This is a genomic window from Xanthobacter tagetidis (assembly GCF_003667445.1).
In the GTDB taxonomy this organism is placed as follows: Bacteria; Pseudomonadota; Alphaproteobacteria; order Rhizobiales; family Xanthobacteraceae; genus Xanthobacter; species Xanthobacter tagetidis.
In genome coordinates, this window is the sequence record NZ_RCTF01000011.1 from 122,550 (window position 1) to 137,694 (window position 15,145).

The following is a 15,145-nucleotide window of genomic DNA, read 5'->3' on the forward strand; positions in this document are numbered from 1 at the left end:
GCGCCCTCTTTTGCGCCAGAGCCGGCGCGGCGTCTACCTGGGGGCTCGGAGGCGGCATGCGGACACGCCTGCGCGGCCGGCGGCGCGCGGCCGCTCAGGCGATCTTGCGCAGCAGCGCATTGAGCACCCAGTCGCGGAACACCTCGACCTTGGCGAGGTTCTCGCGCGCCTGCGGCACCACGAGATAATAGGCCGAGGGCGAGTGCAGGCGGATGCTGAACGGCTCCACCAGCAGGCCGCGCGAGATGTCGTGGCGCACCACCGCCGAGCGGCCCATGACGATGCCGAGCCCCTCGATCGCCGCCTGGAAGGCGGGATAGAGCAGGTCGCAGGTGATCTCGCGGGCAAAGGCGAGGCCCGGGACGCCCGCCCGGTCGAGCCAGAACGGCCAGTCGTCGCGCACCAGCAGCGGCGAGCCAGTGCGGATGATGGTGTGGCGCGCGAGGTCCGCCGGCGCCGTGAGGTCGGGGTCCTTCTCCAGAAGGCGCGGGCTGCACACCGGGAACACCTCCTCCTCGCCCAGCTTGTAGGCGGTCATCCCCGGCCAGTCGCCGACGCCGTACTGGATCGACACGTCATAGTCGGGCCGCGCCGGCGGCGCGTTGGGAATGATGGTCTTGAAGCGCAGCGAGAGGTCGGGGTGCTTTTCCTGGAATTCCGAGATGTGCGGCAGAAGGCTCTTGATCTCGAACGTGCCGAGGCAGCCGATGGTGAGCGTGTCGTCGCGCTGCTCGTGGCTGGCGCGGTCGGTGGCGAGCGAGATCTCGGAGATCACGAGGCGCGCCGCCGCCACATATTGCTCGCCCGCCGCGGTCAGCCGCAGCCGCCCGCCGTCGCGCGAGAACAGCTGGATGTCGAGCGTCTCCTCCAGGTTGCGGATCTGGTGGCTGATCGCCGTCTGGGTGAGATTCAGCTCCACCGCGGCCCGCGTGAAATTGAGGTGCCGCGCGGCCGCCTCGAACGCCTGGAGCGCCCTCATGGAGGGCAGATGCCTGCGCACCGGTCTTGCGCCTCTTTTTGTGATCCGCCCGATGGGGCGGCCTCCCCTGGAGAGCCTTCATTACATCAGCGCGCGGCAAAGCGCATCCGCGCCCGGCCGGTCCGGTGCCGGCGGCCCCAACGCAAACCGGCCGGCCCCGAGGGACCGGCCGGCCATGCGCCAACCAGAGGAACGCGTCAGCCGAGCGTGAACGGATCCCGCGGCGCGCCGGTCAGCTCCACATAGACCGACTTGGTCTCAGTGTATTCGCGGATCGAATCGGTGCCGTTCTCGCGCCCGAGCCCGCTCTCCTTGAAGCCGCCGAACGGGGTGGCGAAGGACACCACGCGGTAGGCGTTGATCCACACCGTGCCGGCGCGCAGCTGGTGCGCCACGCGGTGGGCGCGGTGCACGTTCTGGGTCCACACGGCGGCGGCGAGGCCGAAGCGCGTGTCGTTGGCGATGCGGATCGCCTCCGCCTCGTCCTTGAACTTGATGACCGCGAGCACCGGCCCGAACACTTCTTCCTGGGCGATGCGCATCGTGTTATTCACGCCCGCGAGCACGGTCGGCTGCACGAAATAGCCGCCGAGCGTCGGGTCGCCCTGGCCGCCATAGCAGACCTGCGCGCCCTCGTCCTTGGCGATGTCGATATATTCCATCACCTTCTTGAACTGGGGCTCGTTGGCGACCGGCCCCATCTCGGTGGCCTCGTCGAGCGGGTTGCCGAGGCGAATCTGGCGGGTGCGGGCGACGATGCGCTCCAGCAGCGCATCGTGGACGCTCTCCTGCACCAGCAGGCGCGAGCCGGCCATGCAGGTCTGCCCGGAGGCGCCGAAGATGCCGGCGATGGCGCCGTTGGCGGCGACGTCGATGTCGGCGTCCTCGAACACGATGTTCGGCGACTTGCCGCCCAGCTCCAGCGAGACGCGGGTGAGGTTCTCGGCCGCTGAGGCGGCGATGCGCTTGCCGGTGGAGGTGGCGCCGGTGAAGGCCAGCTTGTCGATGCCCGGATGCTTGACGAGGTGCGCGCCGATGGAGCCCTGGCCCGTCACCACGTTATAGACGCCGGGCGGGAAGCCCGCCTCCTCGAAGCGCTTGCCCAGCTCCAGGGTGGAGACCGGGGTATGCTCGGACGGCTTCACCACGAAGGTGCAGCCCGCCGCGAGGCCCGGCGCCAGCTTGAACACCAGCAGCAGGCCCGGCGAGTTCCAGGGCGTGATCGCGCCCACCACGCCGATCGGCTCGCGCCGGGTATAAATGAAGAAGTTCGACCGGTCGGAAGGCACGACGTCGCCCTGGAGCTTGTCCGCCATGCCGGCATAATAATAGAAATACTCGGGAATGTACTTCCACTGCCCCAGCATCTCGCGGTAGAGCTTGCCGTTGTCGTTGCACTCGATGCGGGCGAGTTCCTCGGCGTCGCGGGCGATGATGTCGCCGAGCCGGCGCATGAGGGCGCCGCGCTGGGTCGCGGTCATCTTGCCCCACGGCCCCTCGTCGAAGGCGCGGCGCGCGGCGGCGACCGCCGTGTCCATGTCCGCCTCGGTGCCGTCCGGCACCACCGCCCAGACTTTCCCGGTATAGGGGTTGAGGCTGTCCATCAGCCGCGGGGCCGGCTTCTCCTGGCCGTCGATATAAAGGCCGTACTGCCGGATCGGCGAGGCTTGGGTCACCTTCTGGTCCATGAGCTTTTCTCCCTGGAGGCGTGCCGGAGCGACGCGCCGCACGCGGATTTGGCGACCCGAAGGCCGCGCATCCGCGCTGTCTTTCCGTGGCCTAGTACCCCGTCGCAGGCCCCTCGGGGCAAATGACGGTTTTGCATGGTCGGCCAAGATTTCCTCATGGCCGTCGCCGCCGCGACGATAGCCGACGTCAATGAAACTTCCTCATGGGTCACATGAGAAACCATCCTTTGGCCGGGGCAAGAGCCGTTGCCTATAAAGGCTCCAAGGTCGCGAAGCCTGAAATCCATCCAGGAAGCTTATGTATTTCCTGAGATTTCCGGCACCGGACGCGACGGACGGCGGGCCGATCGGCCGCCCGCAGGAAGCCGAGGCCAGACAGCACCCATGGCGCAGACCAACGGACGGACCACCGCGCAGGACGGCGCGGGCATCGCCTATTCGCTTCACACCGGTGCCGGTGACAGGCGTATCGCCCTCATTCACTCCTTGGCGATGGACCGCAGCTTCTGGGACCGCGTGGTGCCCCAATTGCTGCCGCATGCGGACGTGCTCACCATCGACTGCCGCGGCCACGGCGCCTCCGACAAGCCCGCCACCGCCTTTACCGTGGAGCAGTTCGCGGACGACCTCGCGGCCGTGATGGATGATATCGGCTGGATCAGCGCGGCGGTGGCCGGCGCCTCTATGGGCGGCTGCGTGAGCATCGCCTTCGCCGCAGCCTATCCCGAGCGCACCGACGCCCTCGGCCTCATCGACACCACCGCCGGATACGGCGCCGACGCCGTCGCCGCCTGGGAAGAGCGCGCGATGAAGGCGAAGGAGGGCGGCATGGCCGCGCTCGTGCCGTTCCAGAAGACGCGCTGGTTCGGCGACGCCTTCCGCGAGGCGCACCCGGGCGTGGTGGACGCCGCCATCAAGGTGTTCCTCGCCAACGATGTGGACGCCTATGGCCGCACCTGCCGCATGCTCGGCGCCTGCGACAAGGTCGCCGCGCTGCCGCTGTTCCGCATGCCGGTGCGGATCGTGGTGGGCGAGGAGGACTACGCCACCCCGCCCGCAATGGCACAGGCCATGGCCGAGGCCATTCCCGGCGCGCGCATGAGCATCATCGCCGGGGCGCGCCATTTCACCCCGCTGGAGGTCCCCGACACCATCGCGGATATGCTCAAGGGGCTTCTGGCGGAGGTGCCCGCGCGATGATCTTCACCGGAGAGATCGAGGTCGGCGCCCCGCGCGACGTGGTGTTCGAAAAGCTGAAAGACGCCCGCTTCTTCGCCTCCTGCGTCGAGGGCGTGCGCGACCTGAACGAAATCGACCCCACCCACTACACCGCGGTGATGGAGACCAAGGTCGCCTACATCCGCTTCAAGTTCGACGTCTCCGTCGAGGTGACGAAGATGGAGGCGCCCGGCATCATCGAGGCCAAGGTCGAGGGCGTGCCCTCCGGCGTCGTCGGCCGTCTCACCGGCACCGCCAAGGCGAACCTCGACGACCGCGGCGCGAATACCGGCATCGCCTACGCCATCGAGGTGGCCCTGGCCGGAAAGCTCGGGGCGCTCGGCCAGCCGGTTCTGAAGTCCAAGGCGCGCGAGATGGAGCGCGGCTTCACCGAGAACCTGCGCAAGGCCTTCGGCGAAAAGGGAGAAGCGGCATGATCCCGTTCCAGCTCGCAGAGCCGGCCTCGTTCGCCGAGGCGGTGCGGCTCATCGATCCGGAAGACCCCACCTGCCGCGCCGTCTCCGGCGGCACGGCCATGATGCTGATGATGAAGTCGGGCGTGTTCCAGCCCTCGAAGCTCGTCAGCCTGCGCAAGGTGGAGCCGGAATATGCCGCCTTCACCGTGAGCTCCGACGGCGCGCTTCAGGCCGGCGCGCTGGTGCGCCTCGGCCAGCTGGAGCGCTCGGAGGCGGTGCGCGCCGCCTTCCCGGTGCTCGCCGACACCTTTCCCGTGCTCTCCAACGTCCGGGTGCGCAACGTCGCGACGGTGGGCGGCAATCTCGCCCATGCGGACCCGCACATGGACCTGCCGCCGGTGCTCATGGCACTTGGCGCGCACATCACCGCCACCGGCCCGTCCGGCAGCCGCACCATCGCGCTCACCGAGCTGTTCCGCGGCTATTACGAGACCGCGCTTGAGCCGGGCGAGCTGATCTCCGGCCTTTCCGTTCCGGCGCAGGCCGGCCGGCGCTCGGCCTATGTGAAGTGCACCACCCGCTCGGCCCATGACTGGCCGGCGCTCGGCGTCGCGGTGTCGCTGGCCGTGACGGGCGGCACCATCCAGGACGCCCGCATCGTGCTCAGCGCGGCGGTGGAGACCCCCACCCGCATGACCGACGCCGAAGCCGCGCTGAAGGGCGCGCCCATCGGCGAGGAGGCGTTCCGCGCCGCCGGCGAGGCCGCCGCCAAGGCCGCCGAGGTCACGTCCGATGTCCGCGGCTCGGCCCCCTACAAGACCCAGCTGGTGCGCGTGAACGTCGTCCGCGCCCTCAGGAAGGCACTCGCAGCCGAGGGAGCGGTCTGATGTCTGTGACCCTGCTCAAGACCCATCCCCTCATGCCCAACGGCCAGGTGGGGCGCGACGTGCCGCGCCTGGAATCCATGGCCAAGGTTACGGGGCGCGAGGACTACACCCACAATCTGCGCCTGCCCGGCATGCTGCACGCCAAGATCGTGCGCTCGACGGTGGCCCACGGCCGCATCCTCTCGATCCATACCGAAGAGGCGGCGGCGGTGCCCGGCGTCCATTCGGTGGTGACCTGCGCGGACATCCGCACCATCATCCCCGAGCCCTATTTCGGCCCCGCCTTCCACGACCAGCCGATCCTCGCCGACGGCAAGGTGCGCTATGTGGGCGAGGCGGTGTGCGTGGTGCTGTCGCACGATCCGCACATCGCCGATGCCGCCGCCCAATTGGTGCTGGTGGATTACGAGGAGCTGCCCGCAGTCTATGACGAGGTCGAGGCCGCGACCTCGAACGTCTATGTGCACGAGACGCTGAAGCCGGCCGGCACCTTCCCCGACCTCAAGCATCTGGAAGGCAAGCGCGACACCAACGTGGCGCTGGACTACCGGCTGATCCGGGGCGACGCGGAGGCCGCGTTCGCGCAGGCCGCGCACGTGTTCGAGCACGACTTCACCACCCAGCAGGTGATGCACACCCCGTTCGAGCCCATGATCTCGGTGGGCGAGCCCACCAGCACCGGGCTCACCATCTACACGGCCTCCCAGAGCCCGTCCTTCGTGCGCATCGAGATGGCGCGGCTGCTCAAGTGGCCGGAGAACCGCATCCGCGTGAAGACCAGCCACCTGGGCGGCGGCTTCGGCGCCAAGCTCTACATCAAGCTGGAAGCGCTGGCCGCGGCCCTCGCGCTCTATACCGGGCGCCCGGTGCGCGTGGCGCTCACCATGGAGGAGCAGTTCTACACCATCACCAAGCATGCCACGACGTTCCGCATCAAGAGCGGCGTCGACACGGACGGCAAGGTGATCGCCCGGCGCTGCGACGTGTGGTGGAACGGCGGCGCCTACGCCGACATCGGCCCGCGCGTGACGCAGAAGTCCGGCTTCACGGCCGCCGGCCCCTACGACATCGACAACGTCTATCTGGAATCGGTGGCGGTCTACACCAACCGCCCGCCGGCCGGCGCCCTGCGCGGCTTCGGCATCCCGCAATTGGTGTGGGCCTATGAGAGCCACACCGACCTGATCGCCCGCGGCATCGGCATGGACCCGGTGGAATTCCGCCGCAAGAACATCCTGCGCGACGGCCGCCCCCACGCCACCGGCACGGTGATGAAGGACGCCGCCATCCCCGAGGTGCTGGAGCGCACCGCCGAGCGCATCGGCTGGGACAAGGCGTTCGACCGCGGCACCGGCACCATCCGGCGCGGGCGCGGCATCGCCATCGGCTTCAAGGCCTCGATCTCGCCCACCACCTCGGTGGCCATCGTCAACGTGTCGGCGGACGGCTCGGTGACGCTCTATTCGAGCACGGTGGACATGGGCCAGGGCTCCGACACCGCCATGGCGCAGATCGTCGCCGAGGTGCTGAACGTGCCCACCGAAGGCGTGTGCGTGGTGCGGCCGGACACCGACGTGACGCCCTACGACATGGCCACCCTCGGCTCGCGCTCCACGTTCCACATGGGCAATGCGGTGCGCCTCGCCGCCGAGGACGCGAAGAAGAAGCTGGACGACCTCGCCGCCGAGCTGGGCCTGCCCGAGCGCAGCAACATTCCGGTCGATCAGCTGTTCAAGAAGCGCTACGGCATGCAGGCCGGCAACGTGATCGGCATCGGCTCGTTCATTCCCACCTACAAGTCGCCGGACCACGACACCGGCCTCTCCGACAACGTCACCCCGTTCTGGATGATCGGCGCGACCGCGGTGGAGATCGAGGTGGACACCGAGACCGGCCACGTCACCGTCACCCGCATGGTGAACGTGTGCGACGTGGGCACGCCGCTGAACCCGAAGGTGGTGGAGACCCAGATCTCGGGCGCCGCCGTCATGCAGTACGGCTTCACCATGTCGGAGAAGATGGAGCTGGACGCGGGCCAGGTCACCAACGCCTCGCTCGCGGACTACAAGATCCCCTCCATCCTCGACATTCCGCCGCTGATGGAGAGCGAGGCGGTGGTGGCGACCCAGCATTCCGGACCGTTCGGCGCCAAGGGCGTGGGCGAGAGCGCCACGTTCGGCGTCTCCCCGGCCATCGCCAACGCCATCGAGGATGCGGTGGGCGTGCGCATCACCTCCCTGCCCATCACCCCCGAGGCGGTCTACCGCGCCATGCGCGCCGCCGCGAACCAGCCGCTCGAGGATTTCTGAGATGGCCGACCTCAGCACCATCAGCTTCACCCTCAACGGCCGGCCGGTCACGGCCCGGATCGCGCCGCACCACACGGTGGTGGAGGTGCTCCAGAACGAGTTCGGCCTGTTCGGCGCGCGCGAAAGCTGCGGCCAGGGCCTGTGCGGCTGCTGTACCGTCAGGGTGGACGGCGACCCGGTCTCCGGCTGCCTGTTCCTCGCCGCCTTCCTGGAAGGCACGCGCGTCGACACGGTGGAGAGCCTCGCACGCGGCGGCGTGCCGAGCGTGGTCCAGCAGGCCTTCATCGAGGCCGGGGCGTTCCAGTGCGGCTTCTGCACGCCCGGCTTCATCATGATGACCGAGCGCCTGCTGGAGGAGCATCCCGACCCGGACGAGGATCTCATCCGCCACTATCTCTCCGGCAATCTCTGCCGCTGCGGCACCTATCCGGAAATCGTCGCCGCCGTGCAGCTCGCCGCCCGCCGCAAGAGCGAGGCGCGGCTCGACAAGGCGTCCTGAGGCGTCCGCCGCCACCAGCCGGAGGAGAGAGCGAACCGCAACGCCACAACAGATCGGACGCAGGCAGGTCGGCGCCAATCCATGAGGCCCGCCGCGATCCTTGGGAGGGAATGCATGAAGAGGAATGAAGTGCCGGTCGTGTCCAACGCACCGGCTGAACTCGCTTGGGGCAGCGACGTCGCGGCGGCCATGCTGCGCGAGCTGGGCATCGACTATGTGGCCCTCAACCCCGGCGCCAGCTATCGCGGCCTGCACGACAGCCTCGTGAACTTCCTGGGCAACGAGACGCCCAAGATGCTTCTGTGCATGCACGAGGACCATGTGGTCTCCATCGCCCACGGCTATGCCAAGGCCACCGACAGGGCCATGGGCGCGGTGCTGCATTCCAATGTCGGCCTGATGCACGGGCTCATGGGCGTGTTCAACGCCTATTGCGACCGCATGCCGATGATGATCCTCGGCGCCACCGGCCCGATCGCGCCGGAGATGCGCCGGCCGTGGATCGACTGGATTCACACCGCCAAGGACCAGGGCGCGCTGCTGCGCGACTACATCAAGTGGGACGACGAGCCGCGCTCGCCCGAGGGCATCGTCGAGGCGTTCCTGCGCGGCGCGCAGCTCACCCACATGGAGCCGCGCGCGCCGGTCTATATCTGCCTCGATGCCGGGCTCCAGGAGCAGAAGCTCGCCAAGCCCATCGCCCTCCCCCCGGTCGAGCGCTACCAGCTCGCCCCGCCGCCGAGCGCGGACGACGCAACGGTCGCGAAGGTCGCCGATCTGCTGCTCGCCGCCAAGGCGCCGCTGCTGCTCTGCGGCCGCGGCTCGCGGGCGCAGGAGGCGTGGGACGCGCGGGTGAAGCTCGCCGAGCTGCTCAACGCCCGCGTCATGACCTCGCTGCGCGAGCGCGCGGCGTTCCCGACCGAGCATCCGAACCACGTGGTGCCGCCCTGCTACTGGCTCACCGCCGCCGCCAAGGACCAGGTGCGCGCAGCGGACGTGATCGTCAGCCTCGACTGGGCGGACTTCAACGGCTTCCTGATGCAGGTGACGCGCGACACCGCGTCGATCCCGGCGAAGCTGGTGCACGTCTCGCTCGACGCCAACCTCCATCGCGGCTGGAGCATGGACTACTTCGCGCTGCCGCCGGTGGACGTGCCGGTGCTGGCGAGCCCCGACCGCTTCGTCGCCCAGCTCCTCGCCGAGGTGGAGGCGCGCCTCGCCAAGGGCGGCAAGCCTGCCGCCACGAAGCCCGAGCGCGCCCCGCGCGCGGAGGCCGCCTACAAGGGCAAGCCGGGCGACGAGATCGCCCCGCGCGACATCGAGGTGGCGCTCGCCAAGGCGCGCGGCGACCGGCCATTCTCGCTCGCCCACGTCACCATCGGCTGGGCCGGCGACGTCTATGAGTTCCGCGACCCGCTGGACTTCCTCGGCCATGACGGCGGGGCGGGCCTCGCCGCCGGTCCCGGCATCACGGTGGGCGCGGCGCTGGCGCTCAAGGACAAGGGCCGCGAGGTGGTCTCGGTGCTGGGCGACGGCGACTTCCTCCAGGGCGTCACCGCGCTGTGGACCGCCGCGCACTACGAGCTGCCGGCGCTGTTCATCGTCTCCAACAACCGCTCGAACTTCAACGACGAGCTGCACCAGGAGGCGGTGGCCAAGATCCGTGCCCGGCCGGTGGAGAACCGCTGGATCGGCCAGCGCATGGACGAACCCATGGTCGACCTCGCCGCCATCGCCCGCGCCCAGGGCGTGGCCGCCGAGGGACCGGTGCGCACCCACGAGGAGATGGAAGCGGCGATCGCCCGCGGCCTCGATCACGTGGCCGCCGGCAAGCCCTATCTGATCGACGTGCACGTGGCGGCGGGCTACGCCAGCGCCCCCCTGTCGCGCGGAGAGTGACGGCGCCCCTGAAAGAAGGCGCTGCAGGACGGGGGCCGGACACAACAAGCCCGGCCCCGAGGAGGACACCCGAAAAAAGGAGAGGGACATGAAACGCCAGATCGCAGCGGCCTTGGCCGCGACCGTCCTGTTTGCCGGCGCAGCATCCGCCGAGGACTACCCGACCCGCGCCGTGACCATCCTGGTGCCGTTCGCGCCGGGCGGCATCGTCGACATCGCCGCCCGCGTGGTCGGCGAGCGGCTGCAGCAGAAGTGGGGCCAGCCGGTGGTGATCGAGAACCGCGCCGGTGCCAGCGGCATGATCGCCGCCCAGGCGGCCGCCAAGGCCAAGCCCGACGGCTACACCCTGCTCGGCGCCGAGGCCGGAGTCAGCATCATCAACGAGCTGATCTTCAAGACCGCGAACTACTCCATGGAGAAGGACTTCACCCCGATCCTCACCATCACCGACACGCCGATCGTGCTGGTGGCGAACGCCAATGCCGGCATCGGCTCGATGAAGGAGTTCCTGGCGAAGGCGAAGACCACGGAACTCGACTACGCCTCGCCCGCGACCGGTACCCTCAATCACCTCACCGGCGAGTGGATCGCCATCGAGTCGGGCGCCAAGATCCGCCATATCGGCTACAAGGGCGGCGCTCCGGCGGCGACCGCCGTGGCCGGCGGCGAGGTACCGCTGGCGGTGCTGGCCTATTCCTCCGCCAAGCCGTTCGTGGATTCCGGCCGCGTGAAGATGCTCGCCGTCACCGACGGCAAGCGCGTGGCGGTGGCCCCGGACCTGCCGACGCTCCAGGAGAGCGGCGTTCCCAATGTCTCTACCACCCAGTGGGCCGGCCTGTTCGCGCCCGCCGGCACGCCGCAGCCGATCATCGACAAGATCCAGAAGGACATCGTCGAGGTTCTGGCCCTGCCGGAGGTGAAGGAGCGCCTCGGCGCGGTGGGCGCCGCGCCGCAGCCCTCCACCTCGGCGGAGTTCGCCGCCCGCCTCAAGAAGGAGCGGGAGCAGTTCAAGAAGATCGTCAGCGAGGCGAAGGTCGGCGTGAACTGACCGCGCGGAGGGCGCGCCCGCAGGGGCAGCCTCTCCCCATCTTCGAGGGCCGCGCGCCGCAGGGCGCGCGGCCCTTTTTGTTGGCGCCGGAAGCGCCTCAGGCCGCGCCTTTCTTGTTGCCGCCGGCGCGCCTCAGGCCGCGGCGGAGGCGGCGGCGAGATCGGCCTTGCGCCGCAGCGCGCGCTCGCGGGCATAGGAGATGGCGCCCACCAGCAGCAGGAAGCCGACGCCCGTGAGCGCGATCCAGTCGGGCATCACGCCGAACACCAGCACCTGGATCGCCATGGCCCAGACGATGCAGGAATAGCGGAACGGCATCACCACGGCGACGTTGGCCGCGCGCATGGCGCCGATCATGGCGTTGAAGGCGACGGTCGCCACCACGCCAGCCGCCACGGCATAGGCAACGCCGGTGGCATCGAACCCGCGCATTCCCTCGAACAGCATGAGGGGCACGGAGAACACGCTCACCCCCACCGCGGCCACCAATGCGGCGAGCGAGGTGGAGCAGCCGGGCGGCAGGCGCCGCGCCGCGAGGTCGCGCACCACGGCGCAGACCATGCCCAGCCCGGCGACCAGCAGCCAGGGGTCGAAGCCAACGACGGTCGGCCGGATCACCAGGATCACCGCCGCGAACGAGACCAGCACCGCGGTCCAGCGCCACGCGCCCACCGGCTCGCGGAACGCCACGGCGGCACCGAGCGTCGCCAGCACCGGCGCGAGCATCAGGATGGCCGTGGCATCGCCGATGGGCAGGTGCACCAGCGCCGAGATGTAGAGGGAGACGAACAGCACCTCCCCCGCCGTGCGCAGCAGCACCACCTTGTGGATGGCGTCGCGCGGGCGCGCCAGGGCGCCGGCGCGCAGCGCCAGAATGCCGAGCAGCGGCACCAGGACGAGGCCGCGGATGAACAGCGCCTGGCCGACCGTGAGGCTCTGCGCCGCGAGCTTCAGCAGGGTGTCGTTGCCGATCAGCGTCGCCATGGCGAGCATCATCAGCAAGATGCCCTTCCGCTCGTCCTGTTGCATGGGGGCTCCTTGGGCGGCGCCGCTCAGAGGCGGCGGAACACGCGGGTGCGGGGCTTGAACCAGTCCCGAAGGGCGAGAAAGTCGCGCCAGGGCGTGGCGCGGGCGGCCTGCCGCTCGGGCGAGGCCAATGCCTCCTCGCGGGCGATATAGTGCAGAGAGAGGCGCGTGGCCGGGAACGGCAGGCGGGCCAGCACGCTGAAGCGGCGCACCATCATCCAGTCGGGCGAGCGCATGAGCAGCGGGATGTGCTCGGTGTCGTACCAGGCGTCGAACTCGTCCTCGCCCTCGGGCGGCACGTCGAACCAGATGGAGTTCACCACCGGCGCGTCGAGCGCGGCTCCCGCATCGAGGCCGGGCCGCAGGGTGCGCGACACCTCGCGCAGGAGGTGCCGGGAGAGATCGGCGGGCGCTGGCGGCAGAAGGAGCCCCGCGCCGCTCCCCGCGCCGGCGGCGTCCAGCTCGGCGATCACGAGGCCGAGCGCGCCCTCGGCGGCCGCATAGCGGCGCGCGGACGCACCGGCGAGCGCATCGGGAAACGCCGCCGGCGCCTCGGATGCACACTCCCAGTAAAGCGCGAAGGGGCCGGATAGGGGTCCCGCCTCGGTCACGTCATCGCCTCCCTGTCCCCTCCCGGGGGTCGCTCATGTCACCTCAGGCCGCGCTGCGACGGTCCTGGAGGATCATGTCTGCCGCCTTCTCGGCGATCATGATGGTGGGCGCATTGGTGTTGCCCGAGGTGATGGTGGGCATCACCGAGGCGTCCACCACGCGCAGCCCGCCGATGCCGTGCACCCGGAGCCGCGCATCCACCACGGCGTTCGCATCATTGCCCATACGGCAGGTGCCGACGGGATGGAAGATGGTCATGCCGTAGCGCCGCGCCGCATCCTTCAGCTCGTCGTCGGTCTGGGCGGTGACCCCCGGCTGCATCTCCTGCGGCGCGAAGCGCGCCAGAGCGGGCCCGGAAATCGCGCGCCGCACCGCGCGCATGGCGCCGGCGGCGATGTCGAGGTCGCGCTCGTCGGTCAGGAAGTTGAGCTGGATCTTCGGCGCCGCCATGGGATCGGGCGAGGCGATGCGCACATGGCCCCGGCTGAACGGATTGAGCAGGCAGGCGGAGGCCGTGAAGCCGGGATAGGGATGGGGCGCGTCGCCCACCTTGTCGAAGCTCACCGGATAGGCGACGAACTGCACGTTGGGCGTCGCCTGGTCCGGCGAGGAGCGCGTGAACGCGCTCACCAGAGCCGGCGGAATGGTGAGCGGCCCCTTGCGCAGCAGCGCGTATTGCAGCGCCATCTTGGCCTTGCCGAACAAGGTCGCCGCCTGCTGGTTCAGCGTGATGGTGTCCTTCACCTTGAACAGCATGCGCAGGGCCACATGGTCCTGGAGGTTTTCGCCGACGCCGGGCAGATCCGCCACCACCGGGATGCCGAGGTCGCGCAGCCGCGCGGCGGGCCCGATGCCGGAGCAGGAGAGCGTCTGCGGCGAGCCGACGGCACCGCTGGAGAGGATCACCTCCCCCGCCGCCTTGGCGGCGAACGTGGCGCCCTCCTGGCGGAATTCCACGCCGGTGCAGCGCTGCCCCTCGAAGGTGAGGCGCTGAACGTGCGCGCCGGTCAGCACCTTGAGGTTGGGCCGCTCCAGCGCCGGGCGCAGGAACGCGCGCGCGGTGCTCCAGCGCAGGCCGTTGCGGCGCGTGAGGTCGAACCGGCCGACGCCCTCGCTGTCGCCCTTGTTGAAGTCGTCGGTGGGCTCAAGCCCGGTCTCGATGCAGGCCTTTTCGAACGCGTCGAGGATTTCCCAGCTCTCGCCGATCGGCTCCACGGCCAGTTCGCCGCCGGCGCCGTGGAACGCGTTGGCGCCCTTGGAATAGTCTTCCGAGCGCTTGAAGTAGGGCAGCACCTCGTCCCAGCCCCAGCCGGGATTGCCGGTGTCGCGCCAGCGGTCATAGTCCGCCGCCTGCCCGCGGATATAGACCATGGCATTGATGGAGGAGCAGCCGCCCAGCACCTTGCCGCGGGGATACTTGATCTGCCGCCCGCCCAGGCCCGGCTCGGGCTCGGTGGTGAAGCACCAGTCCACCCGCGGATTGCCGAAGGTGAAGTAGTAGCCGATCGGCACGTGAAGCCAGATGTAGTTGTCCTTCGGGCCCGCCTCCAGCAGCAGCACGCGCACCGAGGGGTCTTTCGTCAGCCGGTTGGCCAGCACACAGCCGGCCGATCCCGCGCCGACGATGACATAGTCGAAGGTCCCGGCGTCCTGCGGCGCCGCGCGGCCCACCTGCGCATCTCGCATGCGTTTCCCGCACTTTCCTCGGCGTCCGGACCTCGCGTGGCCCGGTGGGCGGCGGCGGCCGGAGCTTCTTTGATTCTTGGTCCGCGCCGGCGCAGCGTGTCTGGCGGCGGGGCGGCCGTCTCCGGGCTGCTGCGCTGGGCAGGGGGGCGATCCGGGATCCGCGCCAGTAGGGTGAATACCCGCTCCCGGCGACGCAAATGACCCTTTCACATGCGAGCATGACGAAAGCTCATGCCAAGGGTCCTGCCATCGCACCGCCCAAGGCCCATGCAGGGCGCCGGACGCAGAAAGGGCGCCGGCCCTGAAGCCGGCGCCCTCCTAAAACTCAGGTCGGAAGGCCGCGCGCGGGCGGCCTCGCCTCACGCCGCCTCGGCTTCCGCCTCGGCCGCCACGCGGGCGCGATCGGCCGCGCCCTTGGCGTCCTCGTCGCGGTCCACGAACTCGATCACCGCCACCGGGGTGCAATCGCCGTAGCGGAAGCCGGCCTTGATGATGCGGGTGTAGCCGCCCGGACGCTCCTTGTAGCGCGGCGCCAGCACCTCGAAGAGGCGCTTCACCACGGCCGGGTCGCGCAGCTCGGCGATCGCCTGGCGGCGGGCGTGCAGGTCGCCCCGGCGGGCGAGCGTCACCAGCTTCTCGACGACCGGACGCAGGTCCTTCGCCTTCGGCAGGGTGGTGACGATCTGCTCGTGGGTGATGAGGGCGCCCGCGAGGTTCGAGAACATCGCCTTGCGATGCTCCCAGGTGCGGTTGAACTTGCGATGTACCTTGCCGTGACGCATGACGGCGAACTCCTGAAGATGGCGGCGTTGCGAGCCGATGGAAACAAGCGGCTCGGGCCGCGCCAAAGGATTGCGGCGGCGCGGGACGCCGCCTTT

General features: G+C 69.7%; 13 protein-coding genes. 7 read left to right on the plus strand and 6 right to left on the minus strand.

From position 1 onward, the window contains the following. Positions 1-94: 94 nt before the first annotated feature. Both gcvA and D9R14_RS14395 read right to left on the minus strand, forming a co-directional pair. A complete protein-coding gene (gene gcvA / locus D9R14_RS14390; protein ID WP_147453037.1) occupies positions 95-1,000 on the minus strand; it encodes a transcriptional regulator GcvA in 906 nt (301 codons plus the stop codon). 176 nt (positions 1,001-1,176) lie between these two features. After that, positions 1,177-2,637: an aldehyde dehydrogenase gene (locus tag D9R14_RS14395; RefSeq protein WP_210210856.1), complete on the minus strand. Its 1,461-nt coding sequence runs from the start codon at positions 2,635-2,637 to the stop codon at positions 1,177-1,179. Between the two features lie 414 nt (positions 2,638-3,051). Between D9R14_RS14395 and D9R14_RS14400 the strand changes: the two genes are divergently transcribed. The 7 genes from D9R14_RS14400 (at position 3,052) to D9R14_RS14430 (ending at position 10,943) form a co-directional block, all read left to right on the plus strand. Beyond that, positions 3,052-3,867, plus strand: a complete 816-nt coding sequence (locus tag D9R14_RS14400; RefSeq protein WP_121624028.1) for an alpha/beta fold hydrolase — start codon at positions 3,052-3,054, stop codon at positions 3,865-3,867. Further along, positions 3,864-4,322 (plus strand): SRPBCC family protein, encoded by a 459-nt coding sequence (locus tag D9R14_RS14405; protein WP_121624029.1) that lies wholly within the window; start codon positions 3,864-3,866, stop codon positions 4,320-4,322. Before D9R14_RS14400 ends, D9R14_RS14405 begins: the two co-directional genes overlap by 4 nt. Next, entirely contained in the window at positions 4,319-5,188 is an 870-nt protein-coding gene (locus D9R14_RS14410; RefSeq protein WP_121624030.1) for an FAD binding domain-containing protein, read from the plus strand. The genes D9R14_RS14405 and D9R14_RS14410 overlap by 4 nt, the downstream gene beginning before the upstream one ends. After that, a complete protein-coding gene (locus tag D9R14_RS14415) occupies positions 5,188-7,497 on the plus strand; it encodes a xanthine dehydrogenase family protein molybdopterin-binding subunit (protein ID WP_210210854.1) in 2,310 nt (769 codons plus the stop codon). The genes D9R14_RS14410 and D9R14_RS14415 overlap by 1 nt, the downstream gene beginning before the upstream one ends. A gap of 1 nt (position 7,498) precedes the next feature. Beyond that, a complete protein-coding gene (locus tag D9R14_RS14420; RefSeq protein WP_121624031.1) occupies positions 7,499-7,996 on the plus strand; it encodes a (2Fe-2S)-binding protein in 498 nt (165 codons plus the stop codon). A gap of 114 nt (positions 7,997-8,110) precedes the next feature. Further along, on the plus strand, positions 8,111-9,895 hold the full coding sequence (locus D9R14_RS14425) for a thiamine pyrophosphate-binding protein (protein WP_121624032.1): 1,785 nt from the start codon (positions 8,111-8,113) through the stop codon (positions 9,893-9,895). An 88-nt stretch (positions 9,896-9,983) separates the two neighbouring features. Then, positions 9,984-10,943 (plus strand): Bug family tripartite tricarboxylate transporter substrate binding protein, encoded by a 960-nt coding sequence (locus D9R14_RS14430; protein WP_121624033.1) that lies wholly within the window; start codon positions 9,984-9,986, stop codon positions 10,941-10,943. 132 nt (positions 10,944-11,075) lie between these two features. On the opposite strand, the gene D9R14_RS14435 is transcribed toward D9R14_RS14430, so the two are convergent. The 4 genes from D9R14_RS14435 to rplQ form a co-directional block, all read right to left on the minus strand. Continuing rightward, positions 11,076-11,972 (minus strand): DMT family transporter, encoded by an 897-nt coding sequence (locus D9R14_RS14435; RefSeq protein WP_121624034.1) that lies wholly within the window; start codon positions 11,970-11,972, stop codon positions 11,076-11,078. Between the two features lie 23 nt (positions 11,973-11,995). Then, on the minus strand, positions 11,996-12,580 hold the full coding sequence (locus D9R14_RS14440; protein WP_121624035.1) for a hypothetical protein: 585 nt from the start codon (positions 12,578-12,580) through the stop codon (positions 11,996-11,998). Positions 12,581-12,623: 43 nt separating this feature from the next. After that, the gene (locus D9R14_RS14445; protein WP_121624036.1) at positions 12,624-14,267 is read right to left on the minus strand and encodes a GMC family oxidoreductase; all 1,644 of its coding nucleotides are present in this window, start codon (positions 14,265-14,267) and stop codon (positions 12,624-12,626) included. A 359-nt stretch (positions 14,268-14,626) separates the two neighbouring features. Further along, on the minus strand, positions 14,627-15,049 hold the full coding sequence (gene rplQ, locus D9R14_RS14450) for a 50S ribosomal protein L17 (protein WP_121624063.1): 423 nt from the start codon (positions 15,047-15,049) through the stop codon (positions 14,627-14,629). Positions 15,050-15,145 lie beyond the last annotated feature (96 nt).